At 61.8% G+C, this 22,440-nt stretch carries 22 protein-coding genes and 1 tRNA gene; 10 read left to right on the top strand and 13 right to left on the bottom strand.

Annotation, left to right across the window (positions count from 1 at the left end):
* Positions 1-19 precede the first annotated feature (19 nt).
* Entirely contained in the window at positions 20-361 is a 342-nt protein-coding gene (locus KVT37_RS19500) for a DUF2147 domain-containing protein (RefSeq protein WP_217576022.1), read from the bottom strand.
* 433 nt (positions 362-794) lie between these two features.
* Here KVT37_RS19500 and KVT37_RS19495 point away from each other — a divergent pair, with 433 nt between their 5' ends.
* Together KVT37_RS19495 and KVT37_RS19490 are read left to right on the top strand one after the other, a co-directional pair.
* Entirely contained in the window at positions 795-1,061 is a 267-nt protein-coding gene (locus KVT37_RS19495) for a sel1 repeat family protein (protein ID WP_112095690.1), read from the top strand.
* A 369-nt stretch (positions 1,062-1,430) separates the two neighbouring features.
* Positions 1,431-2,552 (top strand): ABC transporter substrate-binding protein, encoded by a 1,122-nt coding sequence (locus KVT37_RS19490; protein ID WP_217576020.1) that lies wholly within the window; start codon positions 1,431-1,433, stop codon positions 2,550-2,552.
* 180 nt (positions 2,553-2,732) lie between these two features.
* On the opposite strand, the gene KVT37_RS19485 is transcribed toward KVT37_RS19490, so the two are convergent.
* The 6 genes from KVT37_RS19485 to KVT37_RS19460 all read right to left on the bottom strand — a co-directional run bounded on the left by KVT37_RS19485 (position 2,733) and on the right by KVT37_RS19460 (position 8,197).
* Positions 2,733-4,697 (bottom strand): acetyl/propionyl/methylcrotonyl-CoA carboxylase subunit alpha, encoded by a 1,965-nt coding sequence (locus KVT37_RS19485; protein ID WP_217576019.1) that lies wholly within the window; start codon positions 4,695-4,697, stop codon positions 2,733-2,735.
* A gap of 49 nt (positions 4,698-4,746) precedes the next feature.
* On the bottom strand, positions 4,747-5,118 hold the full coding sequence (locus KVT37_RS19480) for a hypothetical protein (protein WP_217576016.1): 372 nt from the start codon (positions 5,116-5,118) through the stop codon (positions 4,747-4,749).
* 39 nt (positions 5,119-5,157) lie between these two features.
* Complete coding sequence (locus KVT37_RS19475) at positions 5,158-5,529, bottom strand: hypothetical protein (protein WP_217576014.1); 372 nt, start codon at positions 5,527-5,529, stop codon at positions 5,158-5,160.
* 39 nt (positions 5,530-5,568) lie between these two features.
* Positions 5,569-5,940 carry a hypothetical protein gene (locus KVT37_RS19470; RefSeq protein ID WP_217576012.1) on the bottom strand — a complete coding sequence of 124 codons (372 nt, stop codon included), beginning with the start codon at positions 5,938-5,940 and terminating at the stop codon, positions 5,569-5,571.
* 119 nt (positions 5,941-6,059) lie between these two features.
* The gene (locus tag KVT37_RS19465; RefSeq protein ID WP_217576010.1) at positions 6,060-6,587 is read right to left on the bottom strand and encodes an O-acetyl-ADP-ribose deacetylase; all 528 of its coding nucleotides are present in this window, start codon (positions 6,585-6,587) and stop codon (positions 6,060-6,062) included.
* Positions 6,588-6,589: 2 nt separating this feature from the next.
* Positions 6,590-8,197 carry a carboxyl transferase domain-containing protein gene (locus tag KVT37_RS19460; protein ID WP_217576008.1) on the bottom strand — a complete coding sequence of 536 codons (1,608 nt, stop codon included), beginning with the start codon at positions 8,195-8,197 and terminating at the stop codon, positions 6,590-6,592.
* A gap of 103 nt (positions 8,198-8,300) precedes the next feature.
* On the opposite strand from KVT37_RS19460, the gene KVT37_RS19455 reads away from it, so the two are divergent.
* Together KVT37_RS19455 and KVT37_RS19450 are read left to right on the top strand one after the other, a co-directional pair.
* Positions 8,301-8,555 (top strand): type II toxin-antitoxin system HicA family toxin, encoded by a 255-nt coding sequence (locus KVT37_RS19455; RefSeq protein WP_140822150.1) that lies wholly within the window; start codon positions 8,301-8,303, stop codon positions 8,553-8,555.
* Entirely contained in the window at positions 8,552-8,920 is a 369-nt protein-coding gene (locus tag KVT37_RS19450; RefSeq protein ID WP_140807565.1) for a type II toxin-antitoxin system HicB family antitoxin, read from the top strand. Before KVT37_RS19455 ends, KVT37_RS19450 begins: the two co-directional genes overlap by 4 nt.
* Here the strand turns inward: KVT37_RS19450 and KVT37_RS19445 are convergent.
* The 3 genes from KVT37_RS19445 to KVT37_RS19435 form a co-directional block, all read right to left on the bottom strand.
* Positions 8,917-10,080 (bottom strand): isovaleryl-CoA dehydrogenase, encoded by a 1,164-nt coding sequence (locus KVT37_RS19445; protein ID WP_217576006.1) that lies wholly within the window; start codon positions 10,078-10,080, stop codon positions 8,917-8,919. The two genes, KVT37_RS19450 and KVT37_RS19445, sit on opposite strands and share 4 nt — an antisense overlap.
* Before the next feature lie 49 nt (positions 10,081-10,129).
* Positions 10,130-10,777 (bottom strand): TetR/AcrR family transcriptional regulator, encoded by a 648-nt coding sequence (locus tag KVT37_RS19440; protein ID WP_217576004.1) that lies wholly within the window; start codon positions 10,775-10,777, stop codon positions 10,130-10,132.
* A gap of 146 nt (positions 10,778-10,923) precedes the next feature.
* Positions 10,924-11,223, bottom strand: coding sequence for an acylphosphatase (locus tag KVT37_RS19435; RefSeq protein WP_217576002.1), 300 nt, complete (start codon positions 11,221-11,223; stop codon positions 10,924-10,926).
* 130 nt (positions 11,224-11,353) lie between these two features.
* Between KVT37_RS19435 and KVT37_RS19430 the strand changes: the two genes are divergently transcribed.
* Positions 11,354-11,860 (top strand): MarR family winged helix-turn-helix transcriptional regulator, encoded by a 507-nt coding sequence (locus tag KVT37_RS19430; protein ID WP_217576000.1) that lies wholly within the window; start codon positions 11,354-11,356, stop codon positions 11,858-11,860.
* Positions 11,861-11,873: 13 nt separating this feature from the next.
* Here KVT37_RS19430 and KVT37_RS19425 read toward each other — a convergent pair whose 3' ends face one another.
* The gene (locus KVT37_RS19425) at positions 11,874-12,986 is read right to left on the bottom strand and encodes a pyridoxal phosphate-dependent aminotransferase (RefSeq protein ID WP_217575998.1); all 1,113 of its coding nucleotides are present in this window, start codon (positions 12,984-12,986) and stop codon (positions 11,874-11,876) included.
* A gap of 119 nt (positions 12,987-13,105) precedes the next feature.
* Between KVT37_RS19425 and KVT37_RS19420 the strand changes: the two genes are divergently transcribed.
* Both KVT37_RS19420 and KVT37_RS19415 read left to right on the top strand, forming a co-directional pair.
* Entirely contained in the window at positions 13,106-14,773 is a 1,668-nt protein-coding gene (locus tag KVT37_RS19420; RefSeq protein ID WP_217575996.1) for a sulfotransferase, read from the top strand.
* 258 nt (positions 14,774-15,031) lie between these two features.
* The gene (locus KVT37_RS19415) at positions 15,032-16,699 is read left to right on the top strand and encodes a tetratricopeptide repeat-containing sulfotransferase family protein (protein ID WP_217576196.1); all 1,668 of its coding nucleotides are present in this window, start codon (positions 15,032-15,034) and stop codon (positions 16,697-16,699) included.
* Between the two features lie 206 nt (positions 16,700-16,905).
* Here the strand turns inward: KVT37_RS19415 and KVT37_RS19410 are convergent, their stop codons facing one another.
* The gene (locus tag KVT37_RS19410; RefSeq protein WP_217575994.1) at positions 16,906-18,066 is read right to left on the bottom strand and encodes a porin; all 1,161 of its coding nucleotides are present in this window, start codon (positions 18,064-18,066) and stop codon (positions 16,906-16,908) included.
* 325 nt (positions 18,067-18,391) lie between these two features.
* On the opposite strand from KVT37_RS19410, the gene KVT37_RS19405 reads away from it, so the two are divergent.
* From KVT37_RS19405 to KVT37_RS19395, 3 genes are all read left to right on the top strand, one after another.
* A tRNA-Ser gene (locus KVT37_RS19405) sits at positions 18,392-18,482 on the top strand.
* A 391-nt stretch (positions 18,483-18,873) separates the two neighbouring features.
* Complete coding sequence (locus KVT37_RS19400; protein WP_217575992.1) at positions 18,874-20,028, top strand: porin; 1,155 nt, start codon at positions 18,874-18,876, stop codon at positions 20,026-20,028.
* 245 nt (positions 20,029-20,273) lie between these two features.
* Entirely contained in the window at positions 20,274-21,338 is a 1,065-nt protein-coding gene (locus tag KVT37_RS19395) for a site-specific integrase (protein WP_217575990.1), read from the top strand.
* Between the two features lie 78 nt (positions 21,339-21,416).
* Here the strand turns inward: KVT37_RS19395 and KVT37_RS19390 are convergent, their stop codons facing one another.
* Positions 21,417-22,313: an alpha/beta fold hydrolase gene (locus tag KVT37_RS19390; RefSeq protein ID WP_217575988.1), complete on the bottom strand. Its 897-nt coding sequence runs from the start codon at positions 22,311-22,313 to the stop codon at positions 21,417-21,419.
* Positions 22,314-22,440 lie beyond the last annotated feature (127 nt).

Raw genomic sequence — 22,440 nt, 5'->3', positions numbered from 1 at the left:
GGACAATCAGAAATTCCGATCAGAGCTTATGCCAGGTCTGGCTCTTGCAGATCAGACCGCCGAGCACGCAGCCGCTCATCTTGAGCGAAGTGCCCGACAGCGTCGCCTTGCCGGAATAGGTCTTGTCGTTCGCCGGGTCGGTGATGCTACCGGCATATTTGTTGTCGCCGGTCGCCTTCAGCGAGCCGATGGTCTTGCCGGCGTATTTACCGGTCTTGAGCGTGATGGAGAAAGACCCGCTGCCGCCGATCGCCGCGGTGTCGCCGGCCTGCGTCTTCCAGTTGCCTTCGATCGGGTCCGCCAGCGCAGCGCCCGCCATGATCATGGTGGCCGCCAGGGCCAGGCTCACTTTTCGAAACATATCTGTCCTCCCTATGGTTTCCGGCGGGGCGATCCGCCCGTCTGCCCCTTACGCAAAGGTAAAGCTAATCCAGCTCCCGCCAAAACAAAAGCGGTGCCGCCACGGAAGGTTGCAAGGATTTTCGCCGCGCGGATGGCTGAAAATAAACGCGGCCGGAAAAACGCTTCGGTTTCCGTGGTTAGCGAAGTCTTGATTCCGCTCCTGGAAATTTTCATCGAATTTGACGCAAAATGGCTGAAACGCTGGATTCCCATGCTTAATGAATTTCAGCGTTTACCTATTGTTTTAGCTTTGTTTTCCTCAAATTAAGCAAGCCATTTAACGACGGATTCAATGGCAGCCGTCATCCTCGAAAGCATCGAAAGAGCGGCCCGCCCCAAGGGACACCAAGGGAAAAAGGAGGCAGCTCTCGGGAGCCAGACAGGGGATTGAAATGGCACGTTTTGAGATGCTGGAAGACGGCTTCGGCGCCATGGGGGCAACTGCCCAGGCCGACATTCTTTTCGAACTGGGCATGATGTATGCGACGGGCCGCGATTGCGACACCGACGTCGTCGCCGCCCACAAATGGTTCAACATCGCCGCGATCAAGGGTTCGGCCCGCGCCGCCGAGCTGCGCTCGGAACTGTCGGCCACGATGTCGAAGATCGAGATCGCCAAGGCGCTGCGCGAAGCGCGCGAATGGATGACGATGCACTGATCCTGCCGGCTTCGGGCCCGAAAGTCTTCAGAGGATAAGGCCGCGACAAGACGGCCGGTTTCCAAGAGCAAGAACGCAACAGGCCAAACCCGGCAAAGTTGCGCGAAATAACAGGGAAGCGAGCGGGTTTCAGGCGCGGGGGCGTCTGGGGAGCTCGACTGCAAAAGCCGTGACCGACCGAAACAAGGTCGGCGCGGCTTTTTGCATTACGCTTGGTAATCACGCGCGTGGCCCAAGAAATCCTCGCCGGAATGAACCAAAACCGGCCTCACTGTCCTCTCGACAGTTTCGGCGAAGGGTGAAATTGTCCCGGCTCTGTGGAAGAAGCGCGGCCATGCCGCCGCGCATAAGTGGAGGAGTTCTATAGTCATGAAAAAATTGGGTATTTTGAGCGCGGCCGCATTTGGCCTGATGATGAGCGCACCGGTCGCCTTTGCCGACGACATCACCATTTCGGTGGTCGGCCCGATGACCGGCCAGCTCGCCACCATCGGTGACCAGTTCAAGCAGGGCGCGCAGGCCGCCGCCGCCGCCATCAACGCGGCGGGCGGCGTCAACGGCTCCCAGATCAAGCTCGACATCGAGGACGACCAGTGCGATCCGAAGCAGGCGGTTTCGGTCGCCAACCGCATCGTCGCCAACGGCGTCAAGTTCGTCGACGGCCATGCCTGCTCGGGCTCGAGCATTCCGGCCTCGGCCGTCTACGCCGAAGCCGGCACGCTGATGATGAGCCCGGCCTCGTCCAACCCGGTGCTGACCGACGCCGCCGCCAAGTCCGGCTGGCCGACCATCATGCGCCTCTATACGCGTGACGACGCGCAGGGCGCCTTCATCGGCCCGTGGATCGCCAAGAAATACGCAGGCAAGAACGTCGTCGTGCTGCACGACAAGAGCGCCTACGGCCAGGGCGTGGCCGACGCCGTGAAGGCGACGATGAATGCCGGCGGCCTCAAGGAAGTCGACTATGAAGGCATCAATGCCGGCGAGAAGGACTATTCGGCCCTCGTCACCAAGCTGAAGGAACTCAAGGCCGACGTCGTCTATTTCGGCGGCTACCACCCTGAGGCGGGCCTCATCCTGCGTCAGGCGGCCGAGCAGAACGTCAAGTTCCAGTTGATCATGCCGGACTCGATCGCCTCGCCGGAATTCTGGCAGGTCGCCGGCCCGGCCGGTGAAGGCACCATGTTCGTCTTCCCGTCGGACCCGCAGTCAAAGCCGGAAGCCAAGGACGCGGTCGCCAAGATCAAGGCCGGCGGCTTCACCCCGGAAGGCTTCACGCTGTTCTCCTATGCCGTGATCCAGGCCGTTGCCGAAGGCGTCAAGCGCGCCGGCAGCGACGATCCGGCCAAGGTCGCCGAGGCGCTCAAGGACGGCAAGCCGATCAGCACCGTCGTCGGCGACGTCATCTTCGACGAGAAGGGCGACCTGAAGAACGCCAGCTACGACATCAACCAGTGGCACGACGGCAAATACGCGCCGATCCAGCCGTAATCGGTTCTGCAATTGAGGAAATGGCCGGGCTTGTCCCGGCCATTTTCGTTTGTGCGATGGCATTGACGTACAGGCGAGGCCGACGCTCTACGACGCCCGCTCTGTCCGGCAGGACAAAGGGGCGCTGTCCCGCCATACCTAGCTATTTTTGTCTCGTTAACGAGACAAGCGAACGAGCGTTCAACCCTGGCCATCCTCCGCGAACCGCACCAGCACCGTGCCGTCGCTGACCTGCGCGCCTTCGGTCGCGATCTCGGCGATCACCCCGTCATGCGGCGCGGCGATCATATGTTCCATCTTCATCGCCTCGAGGATCAGGAGCGGCTGGCCCTTGATCACGGCATCGCCCGCCGCTGCCCGCACCAGCTTGACCAGCCCAGGCATCGGCGCGCGCAGGCTGCCCGAGGCGGCTCCCGCCTCGTCGGCCTTGGCCAGCGGATCGGGAACCGCGAACGTGTAGCCGAGCGCGCCGTCGAAGACGGTGACGTGGCCGGGCCAGCAGGCGGTATGCGGCATGGTCCTCAAATCATGCGTGTTCACCGCATCATGCGGCGCCTCCAGCGCCACCTGGAAGCGGCCGTCCGGCCGTGCCGAAACCCTGGCCAGGATGTTCTCCTCGCCGTGGCGCAGGCGGATGCGGCGGGCGAGCGTATGGAAATGCGCGTAGCCTGAAAGCGCGGACCACGGATCGGCGGCAGCACCCGGCGCGCCGGCGTCGGTCGCGGCCAGCGCGGCGGCGGCGATCGTCTCGTCGCTCGGCGCGGGAATGGCGGTGAGCGCCCCCTGATGCCTGCCGATCAGGCCGGTATCGACGTCGCCCGCCGCGAAATCGGCGTCGGCCGCGAGCGCCGCCAGGAAGGCGGTGTTGACGGTCGAGCCAGCCACTTCCGTCCTTGCCAGCGCCTCGCGCAGAGCGCCGAGCGCCGTGGCCCGGTCCTTGCCGTGCACCACCAGCTTGGCGATCATCGGATCGTAGAAGGGCGAGATCGCGTCGCCGGCGCGCACACCGGTCTCGATGCGCATCGCGGCGCTTTGCGGCGCCGCGTCGGGGAATTTGAGATGATGCAGCGTGCCGGTTGCCGGCAGGAACCCTTTCGCTGCGTCCTCGGCATAGAGGCGCGCCTCGAAGGCGTGGCCCGATAGAGTGATTTCTGCCTGCGTCTTCGGCAGTTTTTCGCCGGAAGCGACGCGAAGCTGCCATTCGACGAGGTCGACGCCGGTGACCATCTCGGTGACGGGATGCTCGACCTGCAGTCGCGTGTTCATCTCCATGAACCAGAAGCGGTCGGCTTTGAGCCCCTGCGAGGCATCGACGATGAACTCGATGGTGCCGGCGCCCGAATAGTTGATCGCCTTGGCGGCCTTCACCGCGGCTTCTGTCATCGCCTTGCGCAGCGCCGGCGTCATGCCCGGGGCAGGGGCTTCCTCGATCACCTTCTGGTGGCGGCGCTGCGCCGAGCAGTCGCGTTCGAAAAGATGCACCGCATCGCCAAAATTGTCGCCGAACACCTGCACTTCGATATGGCGCGGCTTGTCGACATATTTTTCCACCAGCACGCGGTCGTCGCCGAACGCCGCTTTCGCTTCACGCCGCGCGCTCGATAGCGCCTCGGAGAAATCGTCGGGGTGGTCGACGCGCCGCATGCCCTTGCCGCCGCCGCCGGCACGTGCCTTGATCAGCACCGGATAGCCGATCTCGCGCGCCTTGGAGGCCAGTAGTACGATCTCCTGCGCCTCGCCGTGATAGCCGGGCACCACCGGCACGCCGGCCGTTTCCATCAGCCGCTTGGCGGCGTCCTTCAGTCCCATGGCGCGGATCGAGGCGGCGGACGGACCGATGAAGACCAGCCCTGCCGCCGTCACCTGGTCGACGAAGTCGGGGTTTTCCGACAGGAAACCGTAGCCTGGATGGATGGCCTCGGCACCGGTCGCCAGTGCCGCCGCGACGATCCTGTCGCCGCGCAGATAGCTTTCGCCGACGGGCGAAGCGCCGATATGCACCGCCTCGTCCGCCATCTCGACATGCAGGGCACGCGCATCCGCATCCGAATAGACGGCGACGGTGTGCACGCCAAGCTTGCGGGCGGTGCGGATGACACGACAGGCGATCTCGCCGCGATTGGCGATCAGGATCTTGCCGAACATGGAACCTCCCGGATATGGCGCGGGCGGTTCCGATTGGATCTTTGCCCGCTTACTTCGAAGCCGCGATTAGGCACACGCTGCCGGACGCCACCTTGTAGTGCGCCCGGGCGGATTGGCAGGATTTCATCGCCAGTTCCTCGGCTGCCTTTTGCGACGGCGCATTGTACTTGGCGCCGCACAGGACGTAGCCATCCATGACCCGCACATACGCTGTCGTCGCATAGGCCGAGTGGCCGCTCGCGGCGATATAGGCGTTGTAAGCCTTGGTGCAGGGCTGTTTGGGATCGAGCGACAAAGTCGGAGCAAACCGCTTGTCGCCCACGCTGCCCGCCAGCGATCCGGCCATGCCTATACCGGGCGTCGCCAAAACCAGCGCGGCCGCCAGCGCCGCAGCCGCTCGTCGCAAGTCCATTGATTTCATTCCGCCCCTCCCGGGAAGAAAAAGCCTGTGGCTGATCACCTATTTCGACGCGGCGATGCTGCAGGCTCCGCTGGTCTGAAACTTGTATCTCTTCGAGCCGCCCTGGCAGTTGCGCAGCGCGAGATCCTCCGCAGCCTGCTGACTCTTGGCGTTCACGGACAAGCCGCAGATGAAGAACTCCGTCATCCTGGCGATCGGGGTGGACGCGTAGGCCGAATGGCCACCCGCTGCGATATAGGCATTGTACGCCTTGCCGCAGTCCCCCTTCGTGCCAGGAGGGAAGTATACCGGATAATGAACGTCGCCCTTGCTGCCTGCCAGCGATCCGGCCATGCCGGCGCCAGGTGCTGCAATCAGCAACAGCGCCGCCAGGAGCGAGGCCGCGGTCCGTTCGAAAAACCGGGAGTTCATTCTGTTTCCCCTGGCAAGAAAAAGCTGGCGGTTCACAGCCTATTTGGAGGCCGCGAGGCTGCAGTCGCCGGCGACCGTAACCTTGTATTTGCTCTTGCTGGCCTGACACGATTTCAGCGCCAGGTCCTCGGCCGCCTTTTGCGACGGGGCGTTCAACTTCGCGCCGCAAATGAAGTACTCGGTTTGCGGAACGATCGGTGTTGCCGCGAAGGCCGAATGGCCCGAAGCCGCTATGTATGCCGCATACGCTTTGCCGCAGCCACCCGTCGTGCCCCAAGGAATGGTCACCGGATAGCGCACGTCGCCTTTGCTGCCGGCCAGCGATCCGCCAGCCTGGGCGGCGGGTGTCATAAATATTAGAAATCCTGCAAGTATCGAAACAATCGGCTTGCGGCAATATTTCAAGATCATTTCCACCCAACCCCATCTGCCCAATGCAAGATGAGGAATAGCGAATATTTTCGGCCCGCGCCAGCGGCCACGTGGAAATTCGCATTTGGCTGTATTGAGGAATCCTTTGGTCCATAAGTTCAGCCCTTCCCGGCGCCAGCAACGGTTTGCCGGTAAAGCTCCGCCGTCTGGTCGTCGAAGCAGCAGAAGGTAACGACGTCCGGCAGTGTGTTTTGCCGCAGGAAGTCGCTTGAGGCGCCGACCGCTATCCCGGTCGCCTCGTCCTTCGGGAAGCGGTAGATGCCTGTCGAGATTGCCGGAAAGGCGATCGTGCGGCAGTCATGGTCGCGGGCGATTTCGAGCGAGCGCCGGTAGCAGGAAGCGAGCAACTCCGCTTCGCCCATGCCGCCGCCCTGCCAGACCGGACCGACCGTGTGGATGACGTAACGCGCCGGCAGGCGATAACCCTTGGTCAGCTTGGCCTCGCCGGTCCTGCAGCCATTGAGCATACGACACTCGGCGACCAGTTCCGGCCCAGCCGCGCGATGGATGGCGCCATCGACGCCGCCGCCGCCGAGCAGCGAGGAATTGGCGGCATTGACGATGGCGTCGACCGCAAGTTTGGTGATGTCGCCGGTGTGGATGCTGATCCTTGCGCCAATATCCATCGTCACATCCTGAACACGCCGAACCTGGTTTCATCGATGCCGGCATTGAGCGCGGCGGAAAGGCTCAGCGCCAGCACGTCACGGGTCCTGGCCGGATCGATGATGCCGTCGTCCCAGAGCCGCGCCGAGGAATAGAGCGGGTGGCCCTCATGCTCGTATTTCATCAGGATCGGTTTTCTGAATTTCGCCTCCTCCTCGGCGCTCCATTGCCCGCCCTTGCGCTCGATACCTTCGCGCTTGACCATGGCGAGCACGGTCGCCGCCTGCTCGCCGCCCATCACCGAGATGCGCGCGTTCGGCCACATCCACAGGAAGCGGGGCGAATAGGCGCGGCCGCACATGCCGTAATTGCCGGCGCCGAACGAGCCGCCGATGATGACGGTGAGCTTCGGCACCTTGGCCGTCGCGACCGCCATCACCAGCTTGGCGCCGTCCTTGGCGATGCCGCCCGCCTCGTACTTTCGCCCGACCATGAAGCCGGTGATGTTCTGCAGGAAAACAAGCGGAATGCCGCGCTGGCAGCACAGTTCGATGAAATGCGCGCCCTTCAGCGCGCTTTCGGAAAACAGCACCCCGTTATTGCCGATGATGCCGACCGGCATGCCGTGCAGATGGGCGAAGCCGGTGACCAGGGTGGTGCCGTAATTCTGCTTGAACTCGTCGAACTCCGAGCCGTCGACGAGGCGGGCGATCACCTCGCGCACGTCATAGGGCTGGCGCAGATCCGTCGGCACGATGCCGTAAAGTTCCTGCGGATCGTGAAGCGGTTGAATCGGCTTCCGCAGATTGAGGCTTACGGCCTTGTTCCGGTTGAGGTTCCTGATAATGCGCCGGCAAATCGCCAGTGCATGCTCGTCGTCCATCGCATAGTGGTCGGCGACACCCGACAGCCTGGTATGGACGTCGGCGCCGCCGAGTTCCTCGGCGCTGACGTCCTCGCCGGTCGCCGCCTTTACCAGCGGCGGGCCGCCGAGGAAGATGGTCGCCTGGTTGCGCACCATGATCGTCTCGTCCGACATCGCCGGCACATAGGCGCCGCCCGCCGTGCAGGAACCCATAACGCAGGCGATCTGCGGGATGCCGGCCGCCGACATGTTGGCCTGGTTGTAGAAGATGCGGCCGAAATGCTCGCGGTCCGGGAAGACCTCGTCCTGGTTGGGCAAATTGGCGCCGCCGCTGTCGACCAGATAGACGCAAGGCAGGTTGTTCTGCAGCGCGATTTCCTGCGCGCGCAGATGCTTCTTCACCGTCAGCGGGTAATAGGTGCCGCCCTTCACGGTCGCGTCGTTGACGACGACCATCACTTCCGTGCCCTCGACGCGACCGACGCCGGTGATGATGCCGGCCGCGGGAATATCCTCGCCATACATCGACCATGCCGCGAACTGGCCGACCTCGAGGAAAGGCGAGCCGGTGTCGAGCAGTTGCGCCAGCCGTTCGCGCGGCAGCAGCTTGCCGCGGCCCTGGTGGCGCTCGCGCGCCTCGTCGGAGCCGCCGCGCTCGATAGTGGCGGCCTTCTCTGAAATGTCGGCGACCAGCGCAAGCATGCGCTCGGCATTGGCGCGGAAGGTGTCGGAGGCGGGGGAGATCTGCGAGGTCAAGGCGGGCATTGACAAACCTCAAATGATATCATATTTTAGTATCACTTCGGGCTCTCGCCCTAACCCCAAAGGAACTGACCACAAAGGTATTCGATTGGGGAGGGCGAAAGCCATGAAAGCAGCGCACCGGCAGACACTAGACAAGATATTTGCGAACCCGGTCAGCGCCTCGATCAAGTGGCGCGACGTCGAGGCGTTGTTGATCGCGCTCGGAGCCGAGGTTTCGGAAGGTAGTGGCTCGCGGGTCCGGTTCACGATATCCGGCCAGACGCTGTTCCTGCACCGGCCGCATCCGTCACCCGATACCAAGCGGTGGGCGGTCAGGGATATCAGAGAATTTTTGACGAACGTTGGAATAAGGCCATGAAGCTTTACAAGGGATATGCCGGCTCGATCGAATTCGATGATGAGGACATGGTGTTCCACGGCCGCATCCTTGGCATTCGCGACATTGTTACCTTTGAGGCCGAGACTGCCGAGGAATTGGTGAAATCGTTCCACGACAGCGTCGACGACTACCTTGCCTTTTGCAAAGAGCGCGGTGTCGATCCGCAAAAACCCTATTCCGGCAAGCTCGCTCTCCGCACCACGCCGGAAATCCATGCCTTGCTTGGCAAGGCTGCTGCCAGCGATGGAAAATCGATCAACCAGTGGGTATCTGACACGCTCGCCGAAGCAGCCCGCAAGCGGGTCGATGAAAGCTCGACGAAGGTGACGAGCAGAGCTCACTAAACCCCCTCCTTCATGATCTCGCGGCCGATCAGCCAGCGGCGGATTTCGCTGGTGCCGGCGCCGATCTCGTAGAGCTTGGCGTCGCGCAGCAGCCGTCCGGTCGGATAGTCGTTGATATAGCCGTTGCCGCCGAGCAACTGGATGGCGTCGAGCGCCATCTGCGTCGCCTTCTCCGCCGCGAACAGCACACAGCCAGCGGCGTCCTTGCGCGTGGTCTCGCCGCGGTCGCAGGCGGCCGCCACCGCGTAGACATAGGCGCGCGCGGCGTTCATCGTCGAATACATGTCGGCGAGCTTGCCCTGCACCAGCTGGAATGTTCCAATCGGCTGGCCGAACTGCTTGCGCTCGTGCACGTAGGGGATCGCCACGTCGAGACAGGCCGCCATCAGCCCGATCGGGCCGCCGGAAAGCACCGCGCGTTCATAGTCGAGCCCCGACATCAGCACCTCGACGCCGCGCCCTTCCTCGTGCAGCACGTTCTCGAACGGCACCTCGACATTCTCGAACACCAGTTCGCCGGTGTTGGAGCCGCGCATGCCGAGCTTGTCGAGCTTCTGCGCCACCGAAAATCCGGCCATCGTTTTTTCGACGATGAAGGCGGTGATGCCGCGCGAATGCCGCTCCGGATCGGTCTTGGCGTAGACCACCATCGTCCCGGCGTCGGGACCGTTGGTGATCCACATTTTCGAGCCGTTGAGCACATAGCGGTCGTTGCGCTTTTCGGCACGCAGCCGAAGCGACACCACGTCGGAGCCGGCGCCTGGCTCCGACATCGCCAGCGCGCCGACCGTCTCGCCCGAGCAAAGGCCGGGTAGGTACTTCTCCTTCTGCGCCGGCGTTGCCCAGCGGTTGATCTGGTTGACGCAGAGGTTCGAATGCGCGCCGTAGGAGAGGCCGACCGAGGCGGACGCGCGAGAGACTTCTTCCATTGCAATTACATGCGCGAGATAGCCCATGCCACTGCCGCCGAAATCCGGATCGGCGGTGATGCCGAGCAGGCCGAGCGCGCCGAGCTCGACCCACAAATGGGCGGGAAACTCGTTGGAACGGTCGATCTCCGCCGCGATCGGCGCGATCCGGTCCTGGGCGAAGCGCCGAACGGTGTCGCGCAAGGCCTCTATGTCGCTATCAAGTCCAAAGTTCAGCGTATTCGTGTACATGCCGTTCCTCCCTGCGCACGCCCCGGTCTTCGCGGGGATCATGCCTGTATCAGAGTGCCACGACGTCCCCGGCGCGCCTGGTGGGACGCGCGGTGCCATGGCTGATTGTCGCGCCGACCAGGCGCATTGTCATCGACAGATATGATGCCGTGACTTCAGCGACGGACAGCCGCTCGCCGGGCCGGAACCAGACGATGACGCCGGTCATCATCTGGATCAGCGCCATGGCGGTCAGTCCGGTGTCGTCGATCTCAAAGACGCCGGCCTCGGCGCCGTCGCGCAGGATCATGCGCAACTCCTTCTCATAGGCCGTGCGCATCTTGAGGATCTGCGTCAGCCTTTCATGCGAAAGGCTGCGCAATTCCATGTTGGAGACATGGGTGGCGTGGCGCCGCTCGATGTGGAAAGCAATGTGGTTCTCGACATAGGCGGCAAGCCGGCCCACTGGATCAGTCGCGGCCGGCCGCGCCATGCTCCAGGCTTGCTGCAGGCCTTCCATGTGCTCGCGCATCAGCGTGAACAGGAGGTCTTCCTTGGTCGGGAAATAGCGATAGAGCGCCGCCGCCTGCACGCCGACTTCCGCCGCCAGCTGCCGCATCGACATCGCCTCGTAGCCCAACCGCGCGATCAGGTTGACCGCCGCCTCGCGGACGGCCGCTTCCGTTTTTTCTCCGTCGGAACCCGTGGTGCGCGCCATGATCGCCTCGTCGATGCCAATTAATAAAACGAACGTTCAATTAATTCAAGTCTCATCAACCAACGTCCGCACACGCCGCTGGCCCTCTGCCCGCAGCTGCGTAAAAACATCGGAATAAGAGCGGTTCGGCGTTTCAGTGGAACACTCTAGACGATTATCCTGAAGTCGGCAGGCGCTTCGCCGGAAATGTCCTCGATCTCGACCCTGGAGACTACCGCGCCACGCGGTCCCTGCCACAGGCGATCGATCATCGCGGCAACCGCTGCGTCGGCGCCGGCGATCAGCGCCGATACCGAGCCGTCGCTTTCGTTGCGCACCCAGCCCGTGAGGCCCAGGCGCACAGCTTCGCCACGCGTCCAGACCCGGTAGCTGACGCCTTGCACCTTGCCGGAAATACGCGCCCGAACCGCTCTTTGCCCGGTCTGCACTTGTCCGCTCCTTCCCATCAATCTGGAGCAATGCGGATCAAATGCAAAGGTCACGAGCGATTGGTGACTCTGTCATACAAATAGTTGACGTGGTCAACTTATCGGAGAATTATCGGGAGCGGCGCAAATGTCTCTGAAGGAGGTCCGCATGTCGCACCAAGCCCTGGTCGACGAGATTCGCCGCTTCAACCGGTTTTACACCGGCCTGATTGGGCTGCTCGACGAGAGATTGATCCAGAGCCCGTACACCCTGGCAGAAGCCCGCGTGCTGTTCGAGCTCGACCGAAGACCCCGGACGGCAAGAGGCGAGGCCGGCTTTCTGGCACGCATGTTTGATCTCGATCTTGCGCCGGTGGCATCCGAACTTGCCGGCGAACTGGGCATTGCCCCGGCCCATGTCACGCGGATCGTTCGGAAATTTGCCGCCATGGGATTGGTTGAAATGCGCAAAGGCCCGGCGAACTGCCAACCCGCTCTTTCATTGACCGTGCGGGGTAAGACCGCGCTGGCCGACCTTGAGACCGGGACGAACCGTGATCTCGGCCGTTTGATCGCCGGGCTCGGTAGCGAGGAAGCGCTGGAGCTTTCGGATGCGTTGAAGCGCGCAACACGGCTGCTGGACAAATCCAGTCAGACCGGGCCTTCTGCCGTGTAAGCAGCTACGCCGGTCAGTTTCCGCGCGCAGCCGCCAGCGCGCCCGGCAATTCCTCGGCGAAGATGTCGAGCTCATGGTCGAGACCGACGCTGACCCGGATGCAGCGGTCGAGCCTGGGTGCCATCGGCTTGCGGATGAACACGTCGCGCGACAACAGGCCCTGCATCACTTTCAGCGCGAAGGCGCCGTCGCGGCCGCAGTCGATGGTGACGAAGTTGGTTGCCGACGGCAAAGGCTTCAGGTCGTTCTGCCTGGCGATGGCCGAAATGCGCTCGCGGCCCGCGGCCACCCGCGCCACCACGGAGCGCAGATAATCCTGATCGGCAAGCGCCTCGAGGCCGGCAATCTGCGCCATGCGACTGACGCCATAGTGGTTGCGGATCTTCTCGAAGTCGCGGATCACCTCGGCCTCGGCCACAGCGTAGCCGCAGCGTATGCCGGCCAGACCATAGGCCTTGGAGAAGGTGCGCATACGGATGACGTTCGGTCGGGCGACATCGATCGGCGGCAGCGCCGAGGCCGGTCCCAACTCGCCATAGGCTTCGTCGAGCACCAGCATGGTGGTTTCCGGCAGCGCCTCGATGAAGCGGATGACATCCGGCGCCTCCCACCAGCTTCCCATCGGATTGTCGGGATTGGAGAGATAGACCAGCGGCGCCTTTTCGCTGACGACCTTGGCGAGAAGCCCGTCCAGGTCTTCCTTGTCATTGGCATAGGGCACCGTCACCAGCCGGCCGCCGACGCCGGCGATGTGGAAATTGAAGGTGGGATAGGCGCCGAGCGAGGTGACCACGGCGTCGCCCGGCGCGACATACATGCGCGCCACCAGGCCGAGCAGGCCGTCAATGCCCTCGCCGACGACCACGTTCTCAGTGGCCACGCCATGATGCGCGGCCGCCGCCACCTTGAGCTCGTAATTGTCGGGGTCGCAATACATCCACTGGTCGCGAGCGACGCTCTCCATGCGGGCGATAACGCGCGGCGAAGGCCCGAAACTGCTTTCATTGGCGCCGATGCGGGCGCGGAAAGGCCGGCCGCGCTCGCGCTCCTGCGCCTCCGGGCCGACGAACGGCACCGTGGTGGGAAGCGCGCCGATGATCGGCGTGAGGGAAGGGCGCTGGCGCATGGCTTAGGCTCGCATGGAAAGGGGCCTCTTGCTAGCGCGAGCAAAGGGTGGCCGCAAGAGATCGATTGGGCATCCAGTCCGGACTGGATTCTCAGGGCCCTTTTTGCTAGCGAGACGCAATGAACAATCGTCTGCCGCCAGCCTGGTCCAAACATCTCAAGCCCGGACCCGCGCAAAAACCACGCTTGCCGCAGGGAGCAGTGCCGAAGGCAAATGCGCTGCCTCGCACGCCGGCCGACGACCAACTGCTGAAACAAGCCTACAGCCTGCAGCAGGCCAAGCGGCTCGACGAAGCGCAGGATCTGTGCCTGAAGGTTCTTGCGCGCACGCCAAACCACCCGTTGGCGCTTTATACTTTGGGAACGATTTATCTGGGCTATGACGACGAGCGGGCCTTGCGCTATTTCGCGCGTGCGGTCGGCGAGGAGCCCGGCAATCCTTTTTACCATCTTGGCCTGGGCACGGCCTATGTGAAGGTCACCGAATACTCGTCGGCCATCAAGCATATGCAATATGCCTTGAAGTTGCAGCCGGACCTGATCGAAGCGCTTTGTGAATTGGGGAACGCCTACCTCGAATTTGGTAAGCCCGACCTGGCTTTGCCGCTCTACGAGAAGGCCCTGAAAATCAATCCCGATCATCCCAAGGTCAGGATCGGATTGGCCAAGGCGCTCACTAGCGTCGGGCGCATGAACGATGCCGCCGCCTACCTCCACGAGGCCATCGACCGCCGCATCGCGCTTCCGACGGCCTATAACGAGCTCGTGCAGACGCAAAAGTTCACCGAAGAACCTGAGGAACTCAAATCCATCCTTGCCGAGTTGCGAAACCCCAGGCTGGACCCCGATGGCGCGGAAAAGCTCCATCTGGCGGCCGGCAAGGTGCTGAACGACCTCAAGCGCTACAAGGATGCGTTCGACCACTTCAACAAATCGAAACAGGTCTCGGATCGCTACTTCAATATCGATCAATACCGTCGCTGGGTCGATTCGATCATTGAGACCTTCACGCCCGAAATGGTGGCGGCCACGGCCGGCTATGGAAACGCTTCCGAGGTGCCCGTATTCGTGGTCGGCATGCCGCGCTCGGGAACGACGCTCACGGAACAGATCTGCGCCAGTCACCCCGATGTTCATGGCGCGGGCGAGCTTATGAAGCTCAGGCGGGTCGCAAACGCCATCGACCTCAGGAAGTCGTCGGCCGAAAGTTTGGGTCAGGCGGTGGCGTCGATCACCAAAGACCTGTCCGCGACGTTGGCCGAAGAGCATCTGAACTATCTGAAGGAACGGGCGCCTGCCGCGCTTCGGATCGTGGATAAGATGCCCCATAATTTCGAACTGATCGGGCTTATCGGTCTGCTGTTCCCGAACGCGAGAATTATCCACTGCCGCCGTGACGCCATCGATAATTGTGTCTCTTGCTTTGTCCTAAAATTCGGCGAAGGGCACGCCTACAACACCGATTTGCAGACATTGGGCCTCTATTATCGCGAATATGATCGCCTGATGCAGCATTGGAACAAGGTTTTTCCGGGCCGTATCTTCGAAAACAGATATGAAACGCTGGTGGACGATCAGGAGGCGCAATCGCGCCGGCTGATAGATTACCTCGGATTGCCTTGGGACGATGCTTGTCTTCGGTTTTTCGACAAGGACGGCTCGGTGAACACGCCCAGCCGCTGGCAGGTCCGACAACCGATCTACAAATCATCCGTCAAGCGCTGGAAGAATTACGAAAGCGAGATACGGCCGCTGATCGAAACGTTGGGCGATCTGGCGAATACCTAGAGCAATTCCAGGAAAAGTGTGAGCGGTTTTCCGTCCGGAATTGCGTAAAAACAAGGAGATAGGGCATTTCACCGTTTCCGTGAAACGGTGAAATGCCTTAGCCCGATTTGGCATTTTGCTTAACCGGCTTCGCGGCGTCGAAGCGCAGCGGCGCTCCCCGTTTTCATTCTCGAAGTTGTGACAGATCGGCAGCGCTGCTCGTAGTTCGACAGGGTCGGATCTCGTGGATTCGATTGGTCTTTTCTGCTATCTGGAATGATGAGCAATCGTCTGCCGCCCGCCTGGTCCAAACACCTCAAGACAGCGCCCGGGACGAAGACTTCACAGCCGAGAATCGCACAGCCGAAAGCGAACCTGCCATCGCAGGCCCAGGCCGACGATGTGCTGCTCAGACAGGCGGTCGAGCTTCATCGGGCGAATCGTTTGCCCGAGGCGGAAGCCTTGTGTCAGCGGGTATTGGCCCGCAGCCCGCGGCACTCCCTTGCTTTGTACATACTGGGAACCTTTGCGCTCGATCTGGACGACGAGATGGCCATTCGGTGCTTTGAGCGGGCGGTGAAGGAAGCGCCTCAAAATGCGCAATATCATTTCATCTTGGGAGAGACCTATCTGAAAGTCGGCGAGCATTCCGATGCGATCAGGCATCTCGAGCTTGCCGGAAAACTGAAGGCGGACTGGATCGAGGCGCTTTGCGCGCTGGGCCGGGCCTATGCGAAATCAGGCAAGGTCGACCTTGCGCTGTCTGTTTATGAGAGGGCGCTCGAAATCAACGAGGACCATCCCGCTGTTCGGATGGGATTGGCCAATGCGCTTGTGAGCTTGGGCCGCATGGATGAGGCGGCACGATACATGAAGGAGGCGATCGACCGTCGCCAGGATATCGGCGCTGCCTACGATGGCTTGGCCAGCATCCGGAAATTCTCGTCGGAACCGGCCGAGTTCCAATCCATTCTGGCTGAAATCGAAAATCCGGCGCTTGATAGAAAGGGCATGGAACGGCTCCACTATGCGGCCGCCAAGGTACTGAATGATCTGCGGCGCTATGAACAGGCCATGGCACATCTGCGAAAGGCAAAACTGCTTTCGCCCGACCGCTTCGACATCGATGGCTACCGCCGCAGCGTCGATTTCATGATCGAACTGTTCAGCGCGGACATGATGGCGGACAGGACGGGATATGGAAGCGCTTCGGAGGTGCCTGTCTTCGTGCTCGGCATGCCGCGCTCCGGCACCACCTTGACCGAGCAAATCTGCGCAAGCCATCCCGATGCTCACGGTGCCGGCGAATTGACGAAGCTCCGGCGGATCATGAACAGGCTCGCGCCCCGAACGCGATCTGCGGAAGAATTGCGCAAATCGATAAGGGAAATGACGATCGATCAGTCGAGATCCCTGGCCGACGAGTATCTTCACCACATCAGGCAAAAAGCGCCTGATGCGCTGCGGGTCGTCGACAAGCTTCCGCATAATTTCGAGCTTGTCGGCCTCATCAGGCTGCTGTTTCCCAGGGCGCGCATCGTTCATTGCCGGCGCAACGCGATCGACAATTGCATCTCGTGCTATTTTCTGAACTTCAATGAAGACAACGTCTACAATGCCGATCTGAGGTCGCTCGGGCTGTATTATCGCGAATACGATAGGCTTATGCGCCATTGGGACAAGGTTTTTCCGGGGCGGATTCTGCGCAATCGCTACGAGGATCTGGTGTCGGATCAGGAAGGTCAGTCACGCCGCCTGATCGAGCATCTCGGTCTGCCGTGGGACGATGCCTGCTTGCGGTTTTTCGACAAGGGCGGTCCGGTCGACACGTTCAGCCGCTGGCAGGTCCGGCAGCCGATCTACAGCTCGTCGATAAACCGCTGGAAAAATTATGGCGGCTCCATTGAGCCGCTGATCGAGGCCCTGGGCGATTTGGCCGGGAATTGATCAGGCGCACCGACGGACCGACAAGCAGTCTCGGCTGAGTGATCGGCGATGGGAACTGGGCTGCTGGCAAGGCATCGAGTGAACTGCCACACCGACGCCCGGCCTTCGTCGGCCGGCCTCGTGGCCGCCAAGCCGCATTTTTGACGGACGCCAAGAAAAAACCCGGCGGGCGCCCGCCGGGTTTCGATTTCAACAGGCGAGATTGATCAGAAGTCGCGCTGGAAGCGCAGCAAGCCGCCAACGTTGTTCTTCTTCTGCGCGTCGAACAGCACGGAGTCGTGGTCGAACGAGCCCTGACCGACGCGCTGCCAGTCGACTTCGGCCGTGACGGTGAAGCCGGGGACAAGGGTATAGGCAACATTCGCCGCGAGACCGATGTCCTTCCAGTCGTCATACGAAGCCTGCAGGTTGAACGCGGTCTTCTCGTTGAACTTGTAGGTGCCGCCGCCCCACACAGCCCAGCTGCCGCCCCATGGCTTGTAGAAGCCACGACCGGCCACGTCGATGTTGTTGTTGATGTCTTCGAGGTGCTTGGTTTCACCGTAGCCGACCATGGCGAACAGCGAGAAGGCATCGTTGACGTTCACGTCCAGGCGGACCTTGCCGGAGACGGACTCATAATTGCTGTCATAGGCGACGACGCCCGTGACCGCGCCCCATCCTTGAGTCCACTTCAGGCCGCCGACGACGTGCGGAACGTAGCTGTCGATGGAGTCGGTGCCCGAACCTTCTTCCAGCGAAACCACCGCCGAAATGCCGTTGCCAGCGTCGAAATAGTACTGGACGACGTTGGTCTGGAAGCCGCCATAGGGAACGATCGTGTCGTTGATGACGTTGCCGGCATAGCCGACGAACGTATCGAAGGCCGATTCGTCAGCGCCGACGCGCAGACCGCCGAGCTGGATGTAGGCGAATTCCAAGGCATAGGACTTGTTGTTCGCCTGCCATCCCGTGCTGAACGGATTGCCATTGTAGTCGCCGTAATTGTTGCCGAAGTTGAATCGGGTTTCGGTATACGTCTTCAACGTGCCGAGCTCGGTTTCCTGGCCGGTCCAGGTCTTCAGCGTGAAGCGGGTATTCTTCCAGTAGGTCGAGTTGGAGTCACCCACGTCCCTGTGATCCGGAGAATGGTTGACGCCGTCGAGCGAGCCGGCATCGCCCACGCCGATGTCCTCGCGGACGTAGCCGCCGATGCGCAGGCAGGTCTCGGTGCCCGGGATGTAGAAGTAGCCGGCGCCGTAGACGTCGCAGATCTTGACGTATTCGGCCGGTTCCGGCTCGGCGACGGTCACCGCGTCGGCGGCGCGAGCACCGGAAACTGCGATCAGGGCCGCAGCTGAGCCGAGAAGAAGGCTCTTGATGTTCATTTTCTGACCTCCAGTCAGAATCGAACGGAAGCGACGCGAACTTTCGACCAAAATTATGAGCAACGCCTTGTTATTGCGCTCTTTTTCGCCCCCGCGCAGCGCGGCGAAGGGGCGTCCGCCGGTGATTGCGTGTCCGGTTTCTGGTCTACGATGGCGCTCCAATGAAGGCGCCTCTGCTGGCTCGAAAAGGCCGCATAAGTCACGCTTCGCCACGTCTGGGCCGATGCTCCACCGCTTTCCGAAGTTGCCGGCCAGACGATTTTTCGGCGATTATGGCGCCGCCTTGTTGATTGTGCCCACGCTTTTCTTTATCCAGCGGCGCGACGGAGAGGTGGCCGAGTGGTCGAAGGCGCTCCCCTGCTAAGGGAGTAGAGGTCAAAAGCTTCTCGTGGGTTCGAATCCCATCCTCTCCGCCATCCTCCGCTGCGCTGTACGCAACAAGCCTCCCTTCGCAAGGCGATTCTGCGGCAAGAACCGGACAGGGCGACTCGCCGGGACGCCGCAATTCAGCCGGCCGGTCGCCGGATTCGGCCGGATTCGACCGTCTCGCGGGCCTCGATGGTTAACGAGAGCTTTCGGAGTGAGGCCAAATCGTGTCATTTGTGCAACAACGCCCGGGGATAGCGTTCGGACAGCCCTTGCGCCGATACGATCGTGGTTGAACGGCGCCGGCTCATGGGTAAAGGTCACGTTCGAAGGAGCGGCGCGGTGCGCATCTTTTTCGGTAGTGGGGATGGGGCAGGGAACGCTGTCCTTCAGCAAAAAATACCCAGACCCGTTTTTTAACTTTTGACTGGAGGTCAGAAAATGAACATCAAGAGCCTTCTTCTCGGCTCAGCTGCGGCCCTGATCGCAGTTTCCGGTGCTCGCGCCGCCGACGCGGTGACCGTCGCCGAGCCGGAACCGGCCGAATACGTCAAGATCTGCGACGTCTACGGCGCCGGCTACTTCTACATCCCGGGCACCGAGACCTGCCTGCGCATCGGCGGCTACGTCCGTTACGACATGGGCGTGGGTGACTCGGGCGTCATCACGGGTTCGAACAACGCTCCGGACCACCTGAATGCCGCCGACCCGCACGACACCTATTGGAAGCGCGCTCGCTTCACGCTCAAGACCTGGACCGGCCAGGAAACCGAGCTCGGCACCTTGAAGACCTACACCGAAACCCGCTTCAACTTCGGCAACCACGCCGTCGACAGCGGTGGCTACGGCACGGGCTGGGAAGCTGGCAACTCCTCCTCGCTGAACTTCGCCTGGATCCAGCTCGGTGGTCTCCGCGTCGGTAAGGACGAATCGGCCTTCGATACGTTCATCGGCTACGCCGGCAACGTCATGAACGACACGATCGTTCCTTACGGCGGCTTCGACACCAACGTCGTGCAGTACTACTTCGACGCCGGCAACGGCTTCTCGGCGGTCGTCTCGCTCGAAGAAGGCTACGGCATCTACTCGATCGACAGCTACGTTCCGCATGTCGTCGGCGGCGTGAAGTGGACCCAGGGTTGGGGCGCCATCACCGGCGTCATCGCCTATGACAGCAACTACGAAGAAGTCTCCGGCAAGGTCCGTTTGGACGTGAACGTCAACGACGCTCTGTCGCTGTTCGTCATGGCCGGCTACGGCACCGACGACAACCTGCTCGACCCCACCGCCAACATCAGGGCGTTCGGTCGCGGCATGTACAAGCAGTGGGGCGGCAAGTGGGCTGTGTGGGGCGGTGGTACCTACAAGTTCAACGAGAAGACCTCGTTCAACATCCAGGCGTCGACTGACGACTGGCAGGACATCGGTCTCGCGGCGAACGTTGCCTACACCGTTGTTCCGGGCCTCACCGTCACGGCCGAAGTTGATTGGCAGCGTGTTGGCGATGAAGCCAGGGATCCGGGCCACAGCGTGTGGTTCGGCGCTTCCAAGAAGGACAACGTCGGCGGCGTCCTCCGCTTCCAGCGCGACTTCTAAGGGCTGGTTCGATACAGTTGAAATCCGGTCCGGGCGTCTCTACGCCCGGGCCGTTTTTATTTTCCGCGGTTGGTCAACGCAAACGAAAGGATGGGGGTGAAACGATAAGCTGATTTGAGTCTGGTGGAACGATTTTGTGGGATCCGCTGCAGTGGATGGGATCGGCCGCGAGACTCGAAAACTCTTGAAAGGACATCTCCAAACGGTTAGGGCTGGTCCCTTAACCACAGGGGGTGTGGCTAAAAATGTCGAACGAAGCGGTTCAAGAGGCCGAGGCCTCTGGTCATTTTGCGGTCTTTTCTTCTCAGAATTCGAAGTTTAACTACACGTTTAACAAGATCAGGGAAGTAAAGTCGTATAAGATCGGGGAGCTGTTTGCAGCTTATCGAGATATACTCTGGGATGACGGGCGGCATAAATACAATGTCAGCTCCTTCATCGGTGAAATAGACGAGATCCTTCTCGGAGAGCGTTTCAGCACCTTTGACCAGAACACCCTGGACAATCTTATCGGTACATTGCGCCAACGCGGCAACAGCAACGCAACCATCAACCGCAAGATGGCTGCCCTCAGCAAATTGCTGCGCAAGGCTCATAAGATGGGAGATATCCACAGCCTGCCCGAATTCCGCCGCCAGAAGGAGCGTGCGGGACGGATTCGTTTCCTCGAAAGGGACGAAGAGGCGAGGCTGTTCGCGGCGATCAGGAGCCGCAGCGAGGATGCCTACCGGCTTTCCGTCTTCCTGGTCGATACCGGCTGCCGTCTCGGCGAGGCGCTCGGGCTGATCTGGAACGACATCCAGGAGCATCGCGTCTCCTTCTGGATCACCAAATCCGGCCGCAGCCGCACCATTCCGATGACCGAACGGGTCAAGGACGTGATCAAACTGCCGCCAAACACCGAAGGACGCCGGCCGAAAGGCCCGTTCACCAAGCTCACCCAGGCGCAGTATCGCGCGATCTGGAACGAGGCGAAGACGGAAGTCGGCCTTGGCGCCGACGAGCAGGTGGTGCCGCATATCCTGCGCCACACTTGCGCTTCACGCCTCGTTCAGGGCGGCATCGACATCAGGCGCGTTCAGATGTGGCTTGGCCACCAGACGCTGTCGATGACCATGCGTTACGCGCATCTGGCCACCAACGATCTCGATGGCTGCGTCGTCGTGCTCGAGAAGCCGCGAGCCGACGACTCGTCGCCGCGCTCGGCGGAAGCTTCCGCGTTTGCGTCGCCTCTCACGACGCCGACCACGCGGAAAGAGCAAGGGCCGGAACCGGCCAAGGCGCCCAAAAAGCGCTCTAAAGGCAAGTAGGCCGGGCGGATCGGCCTCGCTGGCGGACGCAAATCTATATTCTAGTGGCAGAGCCCGGGGCTGATATAGTCTCGGGCTTTACTTATATTCGACTTGATTTTCGGCCCGATCGAGGAACGCCGCGATCCTTGCCGGCAGCTCGCCGGTCTCGAGGAAAGGTGCATGGCCCTGGCCTTCGACGATGATCGCCTCCATGCCGGGATGCCGCCGCTGCATCTCGCCAAGCGTCGCCGCCGATAGCAGTTTCGAATTGGCGCCGCGGATGGCAAGCAGCGATACGGCGGCAAGCGCGTCGAACTGCGGCCATAGATCCGGCAGCGGCTTCGACAGATCGGCGCCGGCCAGCGTGTCGACCAGCGCGGGGTCGAAATCCGGTATCCATCCGGCTTCCGTCTTGCGGCTGATCGCGTTCACCATGCGCGCCCAGTCGCCATCGCCGAGTGCCGGGAAGCCGGAGCCATGCACGCTCCGCTGTGTGTCGACCGCCTCGGCGAATGTCTTCGGTTTCGGCGCGCGGTCGAGATAGGAGCGGATATGGGCGAGACCCTCAGCCTCGATCACCGGCCCGATGTCGTTGAGCACGATGGCCTTCAGCACGGCCGGCTTCAATGCGCCGAGCACATGGATGATCAGGCCGCCGCGCGAGGTGCCGATGAAGGCGGCCTGTTCGATGTTGAGCGCCGACAGCCCGACAAGCACGTCGCCGGCTTCGACCCCGACATTGTAATGGCCGATATCCGGATCGTAATCGGATTGTCCCCTCCCGCGATAGTCGAAGGCGACGACTTTGCGCGACTTCTCCGCCTTGCTTGAGAGATGGAGTGCCAGCTCGTGGAAGTCGCGAGCGTTGCGGGTCAGGCCGGGCAGGCAGACGACCGGAAATCCGGCATTTGCCTCGCCATAGATTCGGGCATGGAGCTTCAGGCCGTCAGGCGACGCATAGAAGAAGTCGGAGAAACCTTCGTCGCTCGCCATCGCAATGCCGCTCCTCGCTGGGGATGACCGACAGCTACAGGCGAGGGCAGGGATCGTCAAATGGGGAAGCTCTTTTCCTTCTCCCCTTGTGGGAAAAGGTGGCCGCGCAGCGGCCGGATGAGGGGTG

The sequence above is a fragment of the Mesorhizobium sp. GbtcB19 genome (assembly GCF_019091085.1).
Taxonomy (GTDB): Bacteria; Pseudomonadota; Alphaproteobacteria; order Rhizobiales; family Rhizobiaceae; genus Mesorhizobium.
This window is presented reverse-complemented; position numbering and strand designations above follow the sequence as displayed.

Excerpts from the sequence above, each read along its gene's own strand:
- KVT37_RS19445 (WP_217576006.1), bottom strand. The coding sequence starts at position 10,080 with ATGTACACGAATACGCTGAACTTTGGACTTGATAGCGACATAGAGGCC.
- KVT37_RS19415 (WP_217576196.1), top strand. The coding sequence starts at position 15,032 with ATGAGCAATCGTCTGCCGCCCGCCTGGTCCAAACACCTCAAGACAGCG.
- KVT37_RS19395 (WP_217575990.1), top strand. The coding sequence starts at position 20,274 with ATGTCGAACGAAGCGGTTCAAGAGGCCGAGGCCTCTGGTCATTTTGCG.
- KVT37_RS19480 (WP_217576016.1), bottom strand. The coding sequence starts at position 5,118 with ATGAAATCAATGGACTTGCGACGAGCGGCTGCGGCGCTGGCGGCCGCG.
- KVT37_RS19420 (WP_217575996.1), top strand. The coding sequence starts at position 13,106 with ATGAACAATCGTCTGCCGCCAGCCTGGTCCAAACATCTCAAGCCCGGA.
- KVT37_RS19435 (WP_217576002.1), bottom strand. The coding sequence starts at position 11,223 with ATGGGAAGGAGCGGACAAGTGCAGACCGGGCAAAGAGCGGTTCGGGCG.
- KVT37_RS19425 (WP_217575998.1), bottom strand. The coding sequence starts at position 12,986 with ATGCGCCAGCGCCCTTCCCTCACGCCGATCATCGGCGCGCTTCCCACC.
- KVT37_RS19430 (WP_217576000.1), top strand. The coding sequence starts at position 11,354 with ATGTCGCACCAAGCCCTGGTCGACGAGATTCGCCGCTTCAACCGGTTT.
- KVT37_RS19500 (WP_217576022.1), bottom strand. The coding sequence starts at position 361 with ATGTTTCGAAAAGTGAGCCTGGCCCTGGCGGCCACCATGATCATGGCG.
- KVT37_RS19390 (WP_217575988.1), bottom strand. The coding sequence starts at position 22,313 with ATGGCGAGCGACGAAGGTTTCTCCGACTTCTTCTATGCGTCGCCTGAC.
- KVT37_RS19460 (WP_217576008.1), bottom strand. The coding sequence starts at position 8,197 with ATGCCCGCCTTGACCTCGCAGATCTCCCCCGCCTCCGACACCTTCCGC.
- KVT37_RS19450 (WP_140807565.1), top strand. The coding sequence starts at position 8,552 with ATGAAGCTTTACAAGGGATATGCCGGCTCGATCGAATTCGATGATGAG.
- KVT37_RS19490 (WP_217576020.1), top strand. The coding sequence starts at position 1,431 with ATGAAAAAATTGGGTATTTTGAGCGCGGCCGCATTTGGCCTGATGATG.
- KVT37_RS19440 (WP_217576004.1), bottom strand. The coding sequence starts at position 10,777 with ATGGCGCGCACCACGGGTTCCGACGGAGAAAAAACGGAAGCGGCCGTC.
- KVT37_RS19470 (WP_217576012.1), bottom strand. The coding sequence starts at position 5,940 with ATGATCTTGAAATATTGCCGCAAGCCGATTGTTTCGATACTTGCAGGA.
- KVT37_RS19400 (WP_217575992.1), top strand. The coding sequence starts at position 18,874 with ATGAACATCAAGAGCCTTCTTCTCGGCTCAGCTGCGGCCCTGATCGCA.
- KVT37_RS19485 (WP_217576019.1), bottom strand. The coding sequence starts at position 4,697 with ATGTTCGGCAAGATCCTGATCGCCAATCGCGGCGAGATCGCCTGTCGT.
- KVT37_RS19475 (WP_217576014.1), bottom strand. The coding sequence starts at position 5,529 with ATGAACTCCCGGTTTTTCGAACGGACCGCGGCCTCGCTCCTGGCGGCG.
- KVT37_RS19465 (WP_217576010.1), bottom strand. The coding sequence starts at position 6,587 with ATGGATATTGGCGCAAGGATCAGCATCCACACCGGCGACATCACCAAA.
- KVT37_RS19410 (WP_217575994.1), bottom strand. The coding sequence starts at position 18,066 with ATGAACATCAAGAGCCTTCTTCTCGGCTCAGCTGCGGCCCTGATCGCA.
- KVT37_RS19455 (WP_140822150.1), top strand. The coding sequence starts at position 8,301 with ATGAAAGCAGCGCACCGGCAGACACTAGACAAGATATTTGCGAACCCG.
- KVT37_RS19495 (WP_112095690.1), top strand. The coding sequence starts at position 795 with ATGGCACGTTTTGAGATGCTGGAAGACGGCTTCGGCGCCATGGGGGCA.